Raw genomic sequence first — 16,212 nt, 5'->3', positions numbered from 1 at the left:
AAGTGAAAATAGGAAATTCTTGCAGTAAGCGATGCTCACAAGAGAATTTATCTTTTTCACACAGTATTTAGGGCGTGTTCAACTCCTTTCAAAGAATGTAGAGTAGTTTTTTATAGACAAAGGTGTTCAGTTACTTTATATAACTAAACCATCCTTTCTGTAGTTTAAAGTTATGAATTATGTTCTTTATTTACTTAGTGCTTTGAAGTTTTTCCTCAGCATACCCGATCATCTTCTCAGCTACTTTCCTATCGTAGTCAAAGCCCATCTTTTGGGCAAGTCTTTGAGCTTCTTGGTGGAAAAGTTGCATCGTAGCCAATAAAGATTGAATGATTTTGTCTAAACTTGAGAAATCAAGCAGATTTGAGAAATCCTTCTCCTTCACAGAAGGCAAGTAGTTAAAGAGATACTTGTAGTTCTTACCGATATCGACTGCTCCTCTATCACTTGCGACCTGCCAAGCCAAGATTTTCAAGAGTTCTTGCTGGCAGATACCGTATAGATGGTCTGTCGCATAGATGACTTGCTTGCGACAAATTCCTTTGACTACATAAGCTGACACCCACCAAAATTCATTGCAGGCTTTTTTTAAATCCGTCTCACTAGCTGGATGTATCCAGAAACGGTCTGGACTTGAAGAATAAGACTCAAACAAGCCCTTATCATCTACTAAAACTGTGAAGCAAGCCTCGCTATCCACCCACTCGTTGATGTCTTCTTTAGGACAGAGGGTTAAATCAATGCGATTCCCATCTTCAAAAAGCATGAGAAATAAACGGCGATGTCCAAGAGTCACCTCTTGCTCTACGATACGTTTGCCGAACTGGTCCAGCCAAGATAGATTGCTTGTCAAATTATCCAAATCATCCACAATATAGACCACATCATAGTCTTGAAATTCATCTGTTTGAATCTTTTGGTTTGTACGCGAACCAGACATAGCGATAGCTTTAACTTGTAAAGTTTTGGCAGTCTGTAAAATTACATCGAGCATTTCTGTTTCTGTTCTCATGGGAATACCTGCCTTTTTAGTGGAAACTCTTGATTTTGTAGAGGACATGTCTATAAAGTGGACTGTCTGCTGGAACTTTTTAATTATCAAATTCTTTGACAAATTCCATGCTCAGTTTTTGCATAACTTTTTGCGAAAGTTGATTGAGTAAGGATGTAAAAGAGTAAACTTCTGACAAGCCAGCCTGCTGAAAAGCAAAGTCTAGACAGACTTGGGCAGCCTCCGTCGCATAACCATCTTGGCTAGTTCAAGCGAATCTGTCAGACCCAGTTTGTTGTCAAGCGTCATTGGCTGTCTCCTTTCATTCAGATTTTCTAAATCCTGTACCAACAGGCTTAAAACTTATTGACCGATAAAATCCATCTGCTTCAGATATTAATTCAATCCGTGTCAAAGGATATTTTTTGTGGATCTCCTCAATCAGCTGCTGTCCCAGTCCTTTTTTGCGGTGGGATTTATCAATAATTATTTCAGCTAAAAAGGTCGTCATCACTTCATCCGTCAGATAACGGGCAAAGCCAAGGATTTTCTGGTCCTCTTCAAGCACCAAGTAATGAGACAGATTTGTTGAAAATAGAGATGTCACTTTTTCCTCTGTAAAAGAAAGCCATTTTTCACTTTGATAAAGGCTATAAATAGCTTGACAATCTTTTCTGCTTGCAGGTCTGATAATCATCTTCTATTCCTCCAAATCTGTCAGACTTAATTAACACTCCCCACTGCTTCCGTTACCTTCATAGCAGGTTTGCGTTTTTTATAGCGGCTGCGGATGGTTTTGAGGTGGTCTGTCGCATAGATGACTTGCTTGCGACAAATTCCTTTGACCACATAAGCTGACACCCACCAAAATTCATTGCAGGATGCTGTAAATTCCTCTTCTGAGGGTGGAGCAGTCCAGTAGAGCTTAGGATTAGGCAGATACGCTTCAAACAAACCTTTTTCGTCTTTTAAAACTGTAAATCCTGCCTCACTATCCACCCACTCGTTGATATGATCTTTAGGACAGAGGGTTAAATCAATGCGGTTACCATCTTCAAAAAGTATGAGGTAAAGACGACGATGTCCAAGAGTAACCTCTTGCTCTATGATTCGTTTGCCAAACTGGTCCAACCAAGAAAGGTCATTTGTCAGATTATCTAAGTCGTCCACAACATAGACTACGTCGTAATCCTGAAACTTATCTTTTGGTGCTTTTGTATCAGTACGTGAACCAGATAGCGCCACAACATCAACCTGTAACTTTTTAGCTGTTTCTAAAATTAGTTCAAGTATTTCCTGGTCAGTTCTCATGTGGTTCTTCCTCAGTGGTCTCTAGGGGTTGAATAACAGCATCTTCATTTCTTTGCTGAAGAAGCTTCTGAACTCTTTTTCTTTCAAGCTCTCCGACTATAAATTGAATGATAGAACTAAATCCAAAAAAAGGTAGCAGCAACATAATTCCCATTTCTTCCGTCAGCATTAAAAATAGGAAATTAATAACTGAAAATATTTCTAAAAACCAGGCATTTAGCCTAAGAAGTTTTGAGTAACTACTAGGATAATGTTTGAGATGTTTATTGCTCTTATAAATAGCTGTGAATCCAAAAGCTAAGCTAGCTGGTGTGAAAATAAAAATGTCAAAAGTATAGAATAGCAAACCTGCATAAGGATTGGATCTAAAAGGATTATCAAATAAAAAGACACAGGCGGTTACTATAGCTAATAGTAAGAATTCAAGAAAGCGAATTTTCTCAGGTTTTCCTTGTTTAGCTGTTATAAACATAACTGCAACCATAGCCAAAACTATCGCAAGAAAAGGAGTATGATACAATAAACTTATCATGATGTATACCTCTTTTAGAGAGCTAAAATTAAGAAATATAGACGATTTTTCAGATCAATCCTTGAGACTGACGCCATTTATCATAGGTTTCAATGTCTATTTTGACCATATTCATACAAAGTCCTACAACAGCCATATCATCCAAGTAGCCTGCTAACGGAATAAAATCTGGAATAATGTCAATTGGGGAAAGGAAATAAATAAGTGCGCTTAAAACAGCTAAAATAGTCCCATAAGGAACCGTGGTATATTTTCCTTGAACATAATTTTTCACTAAAGAAATCATGACTGGGATCATTGTAAATTTCTTACCAACCAATGGCATCTCTTTTATTTTTTGCTCCAAACGGTACAAAAAATCATCTAATTCATCTTTATCGTTTAATAAGGCCTCAGATTGCGCATAGCCACTTTCAAGAGCTTCTTTAACTTGCTCTTCACTTAGATTTTCAGACATATCTTGTCCTCCATTTGTATTTATATCCTAATTTTAAAACACAGTCGCTTCTTCCAGTGTAAACTTGACATTGTCTTCGATCCACTTACGGCGTGGTTCAACCTTGTCACCCATGAGGACATTGACGCGACGTTCTGCGCGGGCTAGGTCTTCAATCGTAACACGGATAAGGGTACGAGTTTCTGGGTTCATGGTTGTTTCCCATAGTTGGTCCGCATTCATCTCACCAAGTCCCTTGTAGCGTTGGAGGGTAGCACCTTTACCAAACTGCTTACGTAGTTCTTCTAGCTCACCATCTGTCCAAGCGTAGGCCACTTCTTCTTTCTTACCTTTCCCTTTTGACATCTTGTAAAGAGGTGGAAGGGCGATATAAACATGACCTGCCTCAACTAGCGGACGCATATAGCGGTAAAAGAAGGTTAAGAGAAGTGTTTGAATGTGGGCACCGTCGGTATCGGCATCGGTCATGATAATGATTTTGTCATAGTTGGCATCTTCAAGCGAGAAGTCTGCCCCAACACCAGCACCGATGGTATAAATCATGGTGTTGATTTCTTCATTTTTGAGGATATCTGCCATCTTGGCCTTTGCTGTATTGATCACCTTACCACGAAGAGGCAAGATAGCCTGGAACTTGCGGTCACGACCTTGTTTGGCAGAACCACCGGCAGAATCCCCCTCGACTAGGTAAAGTTCATTCTTAGCTGGATTTTTAGACTGGGCTGGGGTTAATTTCCCAGATAGCAAGCCCTTGTCTTTCTTATTTTTCTTACCATTACGACTCTCATCGCGCGCCTTACGTGCTGCTTCACGGGCATCGCGAGCCTTGATGGCTTTGCGAATCAGGTTAGAAGCTAATTCTCCATTTTCCATAAGGAAGAAGGTCAACTTATCAGCCACAATCCCATCTACAACTGGACGAGCAAGGGGACTTCCTAATTTATCCTTAGTCTGTCCCTCAAACTGCAAGTGTTCTTCAGGGACTAGAATAGAAAGAACGGCCGCTAATCCTTCACGGTAATCAGACCCTTCAAGATTTTTATCTTTTTCTTTGAGAAGGCCAGTTTTTCGCGCATAGTCGTTCATAACTTTGGTAATGGCAGACTTAAGCCCTGTCTCATGCGTTCCACCGTCCTTAGTGCGAACATTATTGACAAAGGACAGGATGTTATCTGAAAATCCATCATTATACTGGAGGGCTACTTCTACTTGGAAACCATTGTCTTCGCCTTCAAAGTATAGGACAGGCGTCAAGGTTTCCTTATCTTCGTTGAGGTAGGAAACAAAGTCCTGAACTCCATTCTCATAGTGGAACTCGATTGACTCGTCTGTTCGCTTATCCGTTAATGACAAGGTTACATTTTTCAAGAGAAAGGCAGACTCATTGAGACGCTCTGAAATGGTATTGTACTTGAAGTCTGTCGTAGAAAAGATACTAGCATCCGGCATAAAGGTCACTTTTGTACCTGTCTTAGATTTTGGTGCCGTTCCAACTTTTTCAAGAGTTGTTACTGGCTTCCCACCATTTTCAAAGCGTTGCTTGTAAACAGCACCATCACGCGTAATTTCTACTTCAAGCCAACTAGAGAGGGCGTTCACGACAGAAGAACCAACTCCGTGAAGACCACCAGAAGTCTTGTAACCACCTTGTCCGAATTTTCCTCCAGCGTGGAGAATGGTAAAGATGACCTCAACCGTTGGAATTCCCATAGCGTGCATACCAGTTGGCATCCCACGTCCGTGGTCTTGAACCGTTAAACTTCCATCTTTATTAATGGTTACATCAATGCGATCACCAAATCCAGACAAGGCTTCGTCAACCGCATTATCCACGATTTCCCAGACTAGGTGATGGAGTCCAGCACCGTCTGTCGATCCGATATACATCCCTGGACGTTTACGGACCGCATCCAACCCTTCTAGCACCTGGATGGCGTCATCATTATAATTGTTAATATTGATTTCCTTTTTTGACACAAGGAACCTCCTATTTGTTCATCTTTTCTATTTTACAGGTTTTCTAAGGATTTTGCAAAGTTTTTCTAGTTAAAAAGCCTATTCCCAAGTCTTTTTTAGCAAAAAATCGTCCATCTTCACCAAAAAAAGAAACCAAGACAAAATCTTAGTTTTCTTTTCCTTTAATTTGGCTCGTAGCCACATCTTCGCCAAACCATTTCTGGCTGATTTCTTGGAATTTTCCTTCTTGATAGAGTTCGACAAAAGCTTTATTCAAATTTTCTAACAAGGTCTTATCAGCTGGTCTTACTCCGACTGCAAAGGATTCACTCTCAAAACCAGCTGGGAAAATCTCATACTGGTCTAAAATTCCTTCAGTTTTAAGATAATAGTTGGCATAAACACGGTCAATTAGAAGGGCATCAATCCTGTCATTTTGTAAGTCAATCAAGGCTTCATTAAAACTTTGATATTGGTTAGCCTTTTGATCTTTTACAATATTTTTCAAAAGGTCAGGTTGCGCTTCAAAGTCCAGATAACCCGAAGAACCTGCCTGAGCACCCAAAATCTTACCTGCCATATCAGACACTGATTGGATATTTTGCGATTTTTTAGAGACGAGAACTTGCTGATTTTCCATGTAGGGAATGGTAAAAGCTACCTTTTCACGGCGTTCATCCGTCGCTGAATATCCATTCCAGATCGCATCAATGGTACCGTTTTGAAGTTCAGTTTCCTTCATATCCCAATCGATGGGTTGAAACTGTACCTTGAACCCAAGTTTTTCAGAAACGGCTTGAGCTAAATCAATATCAAATCCAGCATATTGCCCATTCTTTTCTTCAAAACCCATAGGAACAAAGGTATTGTCAAATCCGATGGTTATTGTTCCTTGTTGTTGGTATTTATCCCAATTATCGACTTTGGGATCACTAGCTTTTTGTGTGCATCCTACCAGGAAAAAAGCCAGAAAGAATAACAAAACAAGGCTGATTTTCTTTCGATTCATAGACACCTCCTACTTAGGCTCTACTTTGAGAATCTGGTCAGCGGTATTCTCTGCAAACTGGAGATCGTGGGTCACGACAATCTGAGTCATGCCTAATTCTCTATTTTGTAAAATCAGTTTTTCAACTTCGAGACGCAATTCTGGATCAAGGGCAGAAGTTGGTTCATCATACCCAATCACTTCTGGATCTATCATCATTGCACGTGCTAAGGCAACACGTTGCTTTTGACCACCAGATAAGGAGTATGGATAAGCATCTGCGTGTGCTTCAAGACCTAGACGAGTTAGTAATTCTACCGCCTTCTTCTTAGCATCTGCTTCAGACATCCCCATAGTTTTGATGGGTGACAAGATCAAATTTTCCATAACTGAAAGGTGCGGAAAAAGCTGAAAATCTTGAAAAACAAATCCTAACAAGTGTCGTTTTTCAAGTTCATCCAATGGTAGAGATTCTCCGTTATAAAAAATCTCTCCTGAATCAATGGTCTCAAGTCCAGCTAACATTCTAAGCAAGGTAGTCTTTCCACCACCAGAAGGTCCAACGATGGCCAAAATCTGCTTTTCAGGAATTGTTAAACTGAAATTGGATAAAATTTCTTTTTTTCCAAATTTTTTGCTGATATTTCTTAACTCTAACATGGATAACCTCCTATCTATAGTAGCTGAACTTTTTCTCAAGTTTCTTAGCTAGGATTGTAACAACACCAATCATTAAAAGATAGATAGCTCCCGCTAGAAACATCGGAATCAAGCTAGCATCACGATTGGCCGCAGTTCGACTGGCTAGGATTAAATCTGAAATACCGAGTGCATAAACCAAAGAAGTATCCTTAACCAAACTCATAACCTCGTTAAATACACTTGGTAGGACAATCTTGGTCACCTGTGGCAAGATGATGTAGCGAACGGTATCGATAGGATTAAATTTTAAAACTTTCGCTGCTTCATATTGCCCTTGAGGAATGGTTGCAATCCCTCCACGGAATATTTCTGCAAAATAAGCTGCATAATTAAGCGTGAAGGCAATAATGGCTGCTGGTACTCGGTCGAGTCGAATTCCGATACTTGGCAGGACATAATAAATAAAAATCAACTGCAAAAGTAAGGGTGTTCCACGCATCACCCAGATATAAACATCAATCATGTAATGGAGGGGTTTCCAATGCACCTGTAAGCAAAAGGCAACCAAAATGCCTAAAGGGATTGAAAAGAGTAAGACCAGTGCAAAAACTTGTAAAGTCATTGTCGCACCGCTCAATAAACTTGGTAATATCTCGAATAAGTAAGACATACTCCACCTCCTAAAAATAATTGTTCCCATTATAGCATAAATAAACATAAATATAAAGCATTTCTGAAACTTTCATGAATTTTTAAAACTTTTTCCTTAGTTTTTGGGTTAACCAAAGCCTTTATCTGAAAAATTTCTAATTGCATGAAGTATCAGATGTCACAGCTAGTAAACAGATTCAGTTTCGTTTCTCTCCTATTTCATGGTATAATAGATACATGATGACAATAGTATTATTAATTTTAGCTTATTTATTAGGTTCAATCCCTTCAGGCTTGTGGATTGGACAAATCTTCTTTAATATTAATCTAAGAGAACATGGATCTGGTAATACTGGAACGACCAATACCTTCCGAATCCTAGGCAAGAAAGCTGGAATGGCAACCTTTGTAATTGATTTCTTTAAAGGTACTCTAGCCACTCTACTTCCACTAATCTTCCATGTGCAAGGAGTTTCACCAATCGTCTTTGGGCTTTTAGCAGTCATTGGCCACACCTTCCCTATCTTTGCCAAATTCAAGGGTGGCAAGGCTGTCGCTACCAGTGCAGGAGTTATTTTTGGGTTTGCTCCTCTCTTTTGCCTTTACCTTGCAGTCATTTTCTTTGGAATCCTTTATCTGGGAAGTATGATTTCCCTCTCTAGTATTTCAGCTGCGATTGCTGCGATTATTGGCGTCCTTCTATTCCCTCTCTTTGGATTTATTTTAACTAGTTATGACCTACTCTTCACATTGATTATTATCGCTCTTGCGAGTCTGGTAATTGTGCGACACAAGGACAATATCAAACGGATCCAAAATAAAACAGAAAATCTCATTCCTTGGGGACTTAACATAACACACCAAGAACCAAAAAAATAAAACGTCAGTTGAAACTGACGTTTTTTTTATGTTATTTAGATTTGATATAGTTGATACCATCTGCCTTCGGAGCAACAGCTTTTCCAAAGAAGGCTGCTAGTACGACAATAGTCAAGAGGTATGGCGCAATTTGCAAGTAAACGGCTGGAACTCCTTGCAAGAAAGGAAGTTGAGAACCGATAACTGCCAAACTTTGTGATAGTCCAAAGAAGAGACTTGAAAGCATAGCACCAACAGGATTCCATTTACCGAAGATCATAGCAGCAAGTGCGATAAATCCAGGTCCGACGATCGTTGTAACTGAGAAGTTAACAGAAATTGACTGAGCGTAAATAGCTCCACCGATTCCTCCAAGGAAGCCTGAAATCACAACTCCGAGATATCTCATCTTGTAGACATTAATTCCCAAAGTATCTGCTGCTTGTGGGTGTTCACCAACTGAACGAAGACGAAGTCCAAAGCGAGTCTTAAAGAGGATAAACCAAGCTAAGAATGAGAAGGCAATTGCAATATAACCAAGTAAACTTGTTGACTTAAAGAAGATATCTCCGATAACTGGGATATTAGCCAAAAGAGGGAAATCAAAACGTCCAAAAGTTTGCGTTAAGTTATCCGTTTGTCCCTTGTTATAAAGCACCTTCACCAAGAAGACTGCCAAGGCTGGAGCCATCAAATTAAGTACGGTACCACTGACAACATGGTCAGCACGGAAATGAACTGTAGCTACTGCGTGAATGAGCGAGAAGATAGCTCCAACTAATCCACCAACCAGGAGAGCCAACCAAGGAGTTAGTGCTCCCAAATCTTGTGCAAATTCAAGGTTAAAAACAACTCCAGAAAAGGCACCCATGACCATGATTCCTTCAAGACCAACGTTAACAACTCCACCACGTTCGGAGAAAACTCCTCCGATACTTGTGAAAATAAGTGGTGCTGCATAAATCAACATTGAAGAAACCATAAGGGTTAACATTGTTGTAATCGACATCCTTATTTACCTCCTTTAAGTTGTTTTCTTGGTTTGACAAAGCGTTCGATAATGTAGTGAACGCTGACAAAGAAGATAATTGAGGCTGTAACGATACTTACAAGCTCAGATGGTACTTGTGCAGCATTCATACCAGGAGCTCCAACTTGAAGAACACTGAAAAGGAAGGCTGCAAATAGAATTCCAACTGGTGAGTTTGAAGCAAGCAGACTTACCGCCATACCATTAAATCCAACTGCCAATGATGAACCTTGAACGTATACGTTTTGGAAGGTACCAAGTCCTTCTACTGCTCCACCAAGTCCTGCAAGGGCACCAGAAATAATCATTGATAGAATAATGGTACGTTTGGCTGAAATACCTGCATATTCAGAAGCATTTGGATTGAGACCAACTGCACGGATTTCAAAACCAAGAGTTGTTTTCTTAAGCAAGAACCAAATAACTGCAACTGCTATGATAGCAAAGAAAATCCCTATGTTCATACGAGAGTTTCCTGTTAACTCAGCAAGCCAAGGTGTTTGATATGTTGCATTTGCACTAACTCGAATGGATGAGTCAGTACTTTGCATGATTTCTTTAGGGAAGTGGTGGATAAAGGCATTGCCCACATAAAGAACAATGTAGTTCATCATAATGGTTACGATAACCTCAGATGTCCCAAGGTAGGCTCTTAAAATACCAGGAATGGCACCAACAATTCCTCCCGCAACTAAGGCGATTACAATCGTTGCAAGAATCATCAATGGTCGTGGTAAATCCGGGAAAGAAAGAGCGAACCAGCCACTCATAACCCAGCCTGCAAGAGCTTGTCCTGGTAGTCCGACGTTAAAGAAACCAGCACGACTTGCAACTGCAAATCCAAGGGCAATCAGAATTAAAGGACCCATGGCACGGAAGATTTCACCGATTCCTCGAACACTACCAAAGGCTGTGTAGAACAGTTCTTCATAGCCCCAGATTGCATCGTAACCGAAAATCCACATGACGATGGCTCCGAGTAGAATTCCTAAAATAACAGAAATCAAGGGAACCGAAATTTGTTGTAATTTTTTAGACATCACTCTTCTCCTTTTCCAATTCACCACCAGCCATCAAGACACCAAGCTCTTGCTTGTTGGTTGTTTCTGGTGTAACAATTCCTTGAATCTTACCATCATGGATAACAGCGATTCTATCTGAGACATTTAAAATCTCATCTAGTTCAAAGCTGACAACAAGAACAGCTTTTCCATTATCACGTTCTTGAATCAAACGTTTGTGAATGTACTCAATGGCACCGACGTCCAAACCACGAGTTGGTTGGCTGACGATGAGGAGATCAGGATTTCGATCAACTTCACGAGCGATAATTGCTTTTTGTTGATTTCCTCCAGAAAGAGCTGAGGCTGGAACAATCTCACTAGCAGCACGCACATCGAATTCTTGCATTAATTGCTTAGCGTACCCGATGATATTGGTGTAATTTAAGATTCCCTTCTTGCTAAGAGGTTCCTTATAGTAGGTTTGAAGAGCGATATTTTCAGAAATCATCATTTCTAAAACTAAACCATCACGGTGACGGTCTTCAGGAACGTGGCCCACACTCATTTCTGTAATTTGGCGAGGGTGTAAACCTACGATAGACTGGCCTTTTAACTCCACACTACCAGACTCAATCTTACGGAGTCCAGTGATAGCTTGGATCAATTCTGACTGTCCATTACCATCAATCCCAGCAATCCCGACAATCTCACCAGCTCGAACATCGAGTGAGAGATTTTTAACAGCAGGGACACCACGGTTTTCGTTTACTACTAGGTCTTTAATAGACAGAACAACTTCTTTTGGTTGAGCTTCCTGTTTCTCAGTTTTAAAGGAAACAGAACGTCCTACCATCATCTCAGCTAAGTCAGCGTTAGTCGCACCAGCAATCTCGACTGTTTCGATAGATTTACCACGACGGATAACTGTAACACGGTCAGATACAGCACGAATCTCATCCAACTTATGGGTAATCAAGATAATTGATTTACCTTCTTTAACCAAGTTCTTCATGATAGCCATCAATTCATCAATTTCTGATGGCGTTAAAACGGCAGTTGGTTCGTCAAAGATAAGAATATCTGCTCCACGATAAAGTGTCTTCAAGATTTCAACACGTTGTTGAGCCCCGACAGAGATGTCTGCAACTTTGGCAGAAGGATCCACAGCAAGGCCATAACGTTCAGACAACTCATTGATTTCACGAGTTGCACGAGCAATATCTAGGACACCATTTTTGGTTAATTCGCTTCCTAAAATGATATTTTCAGCAACAGTGAAAGCTTCTACCAACATAAAGTGCTGGTGAACCATTCCAATTCCTAGGCTAGCTGCTTTTGACGGAGAGTCTAGTTTTACAACTTGACCGTTAACCACAATTTCACCACTAGTTGGTTCAAGAAGCCCTGCTAGCATGTTCATAAGAGTGGACTTCCCAGCTCCATTTTCTCCTAAAAGTGCATGAATTTCACCTTTACGAAGTTCAAGGTTAATCTTGTCGTTAGCGACAAATTCACCAAAAACCTTGGTAATTTCACGCATCTCAATGACATTTTCGTGTGTCATGTGCTCTTCCTTTCAGAGTTTTATTTTGTTTCAATAAAACCTGCTAAAGAAATTTAACAAGCTCTATTGAGACAAAACCATTTGTCTCAATTCTTAAAGAAGCGGCCCCAGGCCGCTTCCTAAGAAATGACTTCCTTCAATTATTTTTCAGGAACTTTGATGCTACCATCAAGGATTTTAGCTTTTGCATCTTCAACAGCTTTTTTACCTTCTTCAGAAAGGTTAGTTACTGCCAAGTCAACACCTTTATCCTTCAATGAGTAAACGATAACTTGACCACCAGGAAATTCACCTTTTTCAGCTTTGTTGGCAAGGTCTTTTACAGCTGTACCAACTTGTTTCAAAGAAGAAGCAAGTACGAAGTTTGATTCTTTACCATCTTTAGAAGTGTATTTACCTTCTTCTGCTTGGTCACGGTCTACACCGATAACCCAAACTTTTTCGTCTTCATTTTTGCTTTCATTCAAAGATTTAGCTTCTGAGAAGACACCTGCACCAGTACCACCAGCTACTTGGTAAACTACGTCTGCACCAGCTGCGTATTGAGCAGCAGCGATAGTTTTACCTTTAGCAGCATCACCAAATGATCCAGCATAGTCTACTTGAACCTTGATTGATGAGTCAACAGAGGCAACACCTGCTTTGAAACCAGCTTCAAAACGTGAGATAACTTCAGATTCCATACCACCTACAAAACCAATTTGTTTAGTTTTTGTAGTTTTAGCTGCAGCCACACCTGCAAGGTAAGCTGCTTCGTTATCAGCAAAAGTAGCACTTACAACATTCTTTTGATCTTTAATGACATCGTCAATCAAAACATAGTTTAAGTCTGTATGTTCTTTTGCAGCATCTGCAACTGCATTTTTAAGTGCAAAACCAATTCCATAGATCAAGTTGTAGTTTCCAGCTGCTTGTTGCAAGTTGTTTGCGTAGTCAGCTTCACTTGTTGATTGGAAGTAAGTGTAACCTTTATCTTTTTCAAGGTTGTGTTCTTTACCCCAAGCTTGAAGACCTTCCCAAGCTGATTGGTTAAAGGATTTATCATCAACACCACCTGTATCTGTAACGATAGCTGCTTTAGTCTTCACATCAGAAGAAGATGAAGCCGCGTTACGAGAAGAGCGATTACCACATGCAGCAAGTCCAAATGCTGCTACTGCAACTAGACCAAGGCCTAGCCATTGTTTTTTGTTCATTACTGAACCTCCTAAATAAGATGCGCAACAAAGTTGCAAGTATGGATTGATTGGCCACAAGGACCCTTGCCACTCAGAGAGTGACACAGACTATTGCAAGTCTGTAAAAGAATATGGAAGTAATTCCCCGACCGTCATCTCGACCGTCGATTTATCTTTGGCAACTAGAGTCACCTTTAGATCTGGTTTAAAAAATTCGACCATAACTTGGCGACAAGCACCGCAAGGCGAAATTGGTTTTTCAGTTTGACCATAAACAATCAATTCTGAAAAATCTCGTTGTCCTTCAGAAACTGCCTTAAAGATTGCAGTTCTTTCGCCACAGTTGGTCAAGGGGTAGCTAGCATTTTCAATGTTAACCCCTGTATAGATACTTCCGTCCTTGGCTACCAAAACAGCGCCAATCGGAAAATGTGAGTAGGGAACATAAGCTTTCTTACTAGTTTCAATCGCTAAATCAATCAACTCAGTAGTCGCCATCAGCCAACTCTCCTTTTAAGATTGCTACACCAGAAGATGTCCCGATACGTGTAGCTCCCGCTTCAACAAAGGCAACTGCATCTGCATAAGAACGAGCTCCACCAGCAGCCTTAACACCCATATCAGGTCCAACTGTCTGACGCATTAACTGAACATCTGGCAAAGTCGCTCCACCTGTTGAAAAGCCTGTAGAAGTCTTAACAAAGTCTGCACCAGCTTTTTGAGCAAGTTGGCAAGCCAGAACTTTTTCTTCATCCGTTAACAAACAAGCTTCAATAATAACCTTAACAAGTTTGTCTCCGCTTGCTTCAACAACAGCACGAATATCTGAATCAACTAATGCAGCATTTCCTGATTTGAGTGCGCCAACATTGATAACCATATCAATTTCGTCAGCACCATTTTGGATGGCTTCTTTGGTTTCATAGGCTTTGACAGCTGAAGTTGTAGCTCCAAGAGGAAAACCTACAACTGTACAAACCTTGACATCAGTATCTGTTAGACCAGCTTTTGCATGAGAAACCCAGCAAGGATTCACACAAACACTGGCAAAATCGTACTCTCTTGCTTCAGATAGCAAACGATCGATTTGTTGCTCGGTCGCATCTTGCTTCAAAAGTGTATGATCAATGTATTTATTTAATTTCATTTCGGATTTTCCTTAAATTAGGAGATAATTTCAATGATTTCACGCGTTTTTATCGCTTCATCACTTATTTTAATTTTAACATATTTTTGGAAATCTGTAACTAGTTCCGGAGAAATTTTGCCATTTGCATATACTTTTGCGACAATTTCACCCTTTTTAACTGATTCTCCAACTTTCTTCACAAAAACAATCCCTGTCTCATAGTCAAGAGCATCGGTTTTGACTGCACGACCAGCACCTAATCTCATGGCGAAAAGACCAAACTCCATGGCTGGTAGCGCCTCAATAACACCATCTTCCTGAGCGGGAATCTCAACTACGTGGTCAACTTTTACTGGTCGATAAAGATCGTCTAAATCCCCACCTTGAGCGAGGACCATCTCTTCAAACTTCTTAAGTGCCTGACCATTTTCAAGATGTTGCCTTACCTCCTCGACTGTTTTTTCAACATTTGCCAAAGATAGCATAATCTGGGCTAACTCACAGATAAAGTGGCTGATATCCTCGCGTCCTTTACCTTGAAGAATTTCTAGTGCTTCTAGAATTTCCAAGCGGTTCCCAATGGCACGTCCTAAAGGTTGACTCATATCCGTAATGACTGCTACTGTCTTACGGCCAACAGCCTTACCAAGGTTTACCATGGTTTGAGCCAATTCACGCGCCTCATCAACTGTCTTCATAAAGGCACCTTCACCGACTGTTACATCCAGCAAAATAGCATCGGCTCCAGCTGCAATTTTTTTACTCATGACAGAACTAGCAATCAAGGGAATCGTATCAACTGTCGCAGTGACATCTCGTAGTGCATAGAGAAGTTTATCCGCTTTAACTAATTGATCAGACTGGCCAATAACTGAAACCCCAATATCCTGAACCTGTTTGATAAAGTCATCCTGACTGCGTTCAACTTGAAAACCTTTGATAGATTCTAATTTATCGATTGTTCCGCCAGTATGTCCTAGACCTCTACCACTCATTTTGGCAACTGGAACATCAAAACTAGCTACCAAGGGTGCTAGTATTAAAGTTACCTTGTCACCAACACCACCCGTAGAGTGTTTATCAACCTTCACACCATTTATAGCAGACAAATCAAACTCCTGACCTGTCTTGACCATGTTCATAGTCAAATCGGAAATCTCTCGTGTTGTCATTCCTCGGAAGTAAACTGCCATGGCAAAAGCTGACATCTGGTAATCAGGAACAGTTCCTGCAACATAACCTTCAATCAGCCATTGGATTTCACTTGAAGTTAGTTCTTGACCGTCTCTTTTTTTCTGGATTAGATCTACTGCTCTCATTCTTTCACACTTCTAAGGATATAATATCCCTTGTCTTTCTTCACGACCTCACAATTACCAAAGACTTCTTCCATCTTGTTTTTGGCACTTGGAGCTCCTTGTTTTTTCTGGATAACAATGGTTAAATCTCCACCGTCTACAAGATAATCAATGCTTTTCTCGATGATTTCATGGACGACTTGCTTGCCTGCACGGATGGGTGGATTCGAAATGACATGGTCAAATTGCCCTTCTACCTGCTCATAAATATTGGACTGGAAGATAGTCGCTTGAACTTTGTTTTTCACTGCATTTTGCTGGGCTAAATCCAGGGCACGATTGTTAATATCCACCATAGTCGCTTGAACACCATTAGCTTTAACCAAAGACAAGCCTATTGGACCGTAGCCACAACCAACATCCAGAATTTTTTCACCTTTTTCAACATCGAGACATCTTAGCAATAACTGACTTCCAAAATCAATCATTTTTTTGCTAAAGACACCTGCATCCGTCAAAAAAGTCATCTTTTCTCCAAGTAGTTCCACTCTTAGCTCATGAACATCATGGGCCGCATCTGGATTTTCTGCATAATACATTTTACTCATAGTTTCATTTTACCA

Annotated in this window: 16 protein-coding genes and 3 pseudogenes; 1 reads left to right on the top strand and 18 read right to left on the bottom strand. The window is 40.3% G+C overall.

All coding sequences use genetic code 11. The features are described 5' to 3' along the window. Nucleotides 1–190 precede the first annotated feature (190 nt). The 10 genes and pseudogenes from NMM19_RS02640 to NMM19_RS02595 form a co-directional block, all read right to left on the bottom strand. A complete protein-coding gene (locus NMM19_RS02640) occupies nt 191–1,012 on the bottom strand; it encodes an aminoglycoside 6-adenylyltransferase (RefSeq protein ID WP_254729795.1) in 822 nt (273 codons plus the stop codon). A 16-nt stretch (nt 1,013–1,028) separates the two neighbouring features. Beyond that, nucleotides 1,029–1,247: pseudogene (locus tag NMM19_RS02635) on the bottom strand (GNAT family N-acetyltransferase); the annotation flags it as partial. Nucleotides 1,248–1,313: 66 nt separating this feature from the next. Further along, on the bottom strand, nt 1,314–1,688 hold the full coding sequence (locus tag NMM19_RS02630; RefSeq protein WP_254729793.1) for a GNAT family N-acetyltransferase: 375 nt from the start codon (nt 1,686–1,688) through the stop codon (nt 1,314–1,316). Nucleotides 1,689–1,717: 29 nt separating this feature from the next. Further along, nucleotides 1,718–2,302, bottom strand: a pseudogene (locus tag NMM19_RS02625) (aminoglycoside 6-adenylyltransferase); the annotation flags it as partial. Further along, nucleotides 2,292–2,834, bottom strand: a complete 543-nt coding sequence (locus tag NMM19_RS02620) for a hypothetical protein (protein ID WP_254729791.1) — start codon at nt 2,832–2,834, stop codon at nt 2,292–2,294. The pseudogene NMM19_RS02625 and the gene NMM19_RS02620, both read right to left, overlap by 11 nt. 124 nt (nt 2,835–2,958) lie before the next feature. Further along, a pseudogene (locus tag NMM19_RS02615) lies at nt 2,959–3,060 on the bottom strand (YkvA family protein); the annotation flags it as partial. A 264-nt stretch (nt 3,061–3,324) separates the two neighbouring features. Continuing rightward, nucleotides 3,325–5,268 carry a DNA topoisomerase IV subunit B gene (parE, locus tag NMM19_RS02610; protein WP_006151256.1) on the bottom strand — a complete coding sequence of 648 codons (1,944 nt, stop codon included), beginning with the start codon at nt 5,266–5,268 and terminating at the stop codon, nt 3,325–3,327. Nucleotides 5,269–5,413: 145 nt separating this feature from the next. Beyond that, nucleotides 5,414–6,256 carry an amino acid ABC transporter substrate-binding protein gene (locus tag NMM19_RS02605; RefSeq protein ID WP_254729789.1) on the bottom strand — a complete coding sequence of 281 codons (843 nt, stop codon included), beginning with the start codon at nt 6,254–6,256 and terminating at the stop codon, nt 5,414–5,416. 9 nt (nt 6,257–6,265) lie between these two features. Further along, nucleotides 6,266–6,895 (bottom strand): amino acid ABC transporter ATP-binding protein, encoded by a 630-nt coding sequence (locus NMM19_RS02600; protein ID WP_254729787.1) that lies wholly within the window; start codon nt 6,893–6,895, stop codon nt 6,266–6,268. A gap of 10 nt (nt 6,896–6,905) precedes the next feature. Then, on the bottom strand, nt 6,906–7,547 hold the full coding sequence (locus NMM19_RS02595; protein WP_006151191.1) for an amino acid ABC transporter permease: 642 nt from the start codon (nt 7,545–7,547) through the stop codon (nt 6,906–6,908). A 218-nt stretch (nt 7,548–7,765) separates the two neighbouring features. On the opposite strand from NMM19_RS02595, the gene plsY reads away from it, so the two are divergent. After that, nucleotides 7,766–8,407, top strand: coding sequence for a glycerol-3-phosphate 1-O-acyltransferase PlsY (gene plsY, locus NMM19_RS02590; protein ID WP_254729785.1), 642 nt, complete (start codon nt 7,766–7,768; stop codon nt 8,405–8,407). A gap of 31 nt (nt 8,408–8,438) precedes the next feature. On the opposite strand, the gene NMM19_RS02585 is transcribed toward plsY, so the two are convergent. The 8 genes from NMM19_RS02585 to NMM19_RS02550 all read right to left on the bottom strand — a co-directional run bounded on the left by NMM19_RS02585 (nt 8,439) and on the right by NMM19_RS02550 (nt 16,197). Beyond that, nucleotides 8,439–9,395 carry an ABC transporter permease gene (locus NMM19_RS02585; RefSeq protein ID WP_254729782.1) on the bottom strand — a complete coding sequence of 319 codons (957 nt, stop codon included), beginning with the start codon at nt 9,393–9,395 and terminating at the stop codon, nt 8,439–8,441. Nucleotides 9,396–9,397: 2 nt separating this feature from the next. After that, a complete protein-coding gene (locus tag NMM19_RS02580) occupies nt 9,398–10,456 on the bottom strand; it encodes an ABC transporter permease (protein ID WP_178894862.1) in 1,059 nt (352 codons plus the stop codon). Further along, a complete protein-coding gene (locus NMM19_RS02575) occupies nt 10,449–11,984 on the bottom strand; it encodes an ABC transporter ATP-binding protein (protein ID WP_254729780.1) in 1,536 nt (511 codons plus the stop codon). Before NMM19_RS02575 ends, NMM19_RS02580 begins: the two co-directional genes overlap by 8 nt. 140 nt (nt 11,985–12,124) lie before the next feature. Beyond that, complete coding sequence (locus NMM19_RS02570; protein WP_254729778.1) at nt 12,125–13,180, bottom strand: BMP family protein; 1,056 nt, start codon at nt 13,178–13,180, stop codon at nt 12,125–12,127. 90 nt (nt 13,181–13,270) lie between these two features. Continuing rightward, the gene (locus NMM19_RS02565) at nt 13,271–13,660 is read right to left on the bottom strand and encodes a cytidine deaminase (RefSeq protein ID WP_254729776.1); all 390 of its coding nucleotides are present in this window, start codon (nt 13,658–13,660) and stop codon (nt 13,271–13,273) included. Continuing rightward, nucleotides 13,647–14,309, bottom strand: a complete 663-nt coding sequence (gene deoC / locus NMM19_RS02560; RefSeq protein ID WP_254729775.1) for a deoxyribose-phosphate aldolase — start codon at nt 14,307–14,309, stop codon at nt 13,647–13,649. Before deoC ends, NMM19_RS02565 begins: the two co-directional genes overlap by 14 nt. A 17-nt stretch (nt 14,310–14,326) precedes the next feature. Further along, entirely contained in the window at nt 14,327–15,610 is a 1,284-nt protein-coding gene (locus tag NMM19_RS02555) for a pyrimidine-nucleoside phosphorylase (protein ID WP_254729773.1), read from the bottom strand. Next, nucleotides 15,607–16,197: a class I SAM-dependent methyltransferase gene (locus NMM19_RS02550; protein ID WP_302851369.1), complete on the bottom strand. Its 591-nt coding sequence runs from the start codon at nt 16,195–16,197 to the stop codon at nt 15,607–15,609. Before NMM19_RS02550 ends, NMM19_RS02555 begins: the two co-directional genes overlap by 4 nt. Nucleotides 16,198–16,212 lie beyond the last annotated feature (15 nt).

Origin of the sequence: Streptococcus sp. CF8_St5-17 (assembly GCF_024295665.1) — a bacterium.
Taxonomy (GTDB): domain Bacteria; phylum Bacillota; class Bacilli; order Lactobacillales; family Streptococcaceae; genus Streptococcus.
The sequence above is the reverse complement of the archived record's forward strand: the minus strand, read 5'-3'. Positions and strand labels throughout refer to the sequence as shown.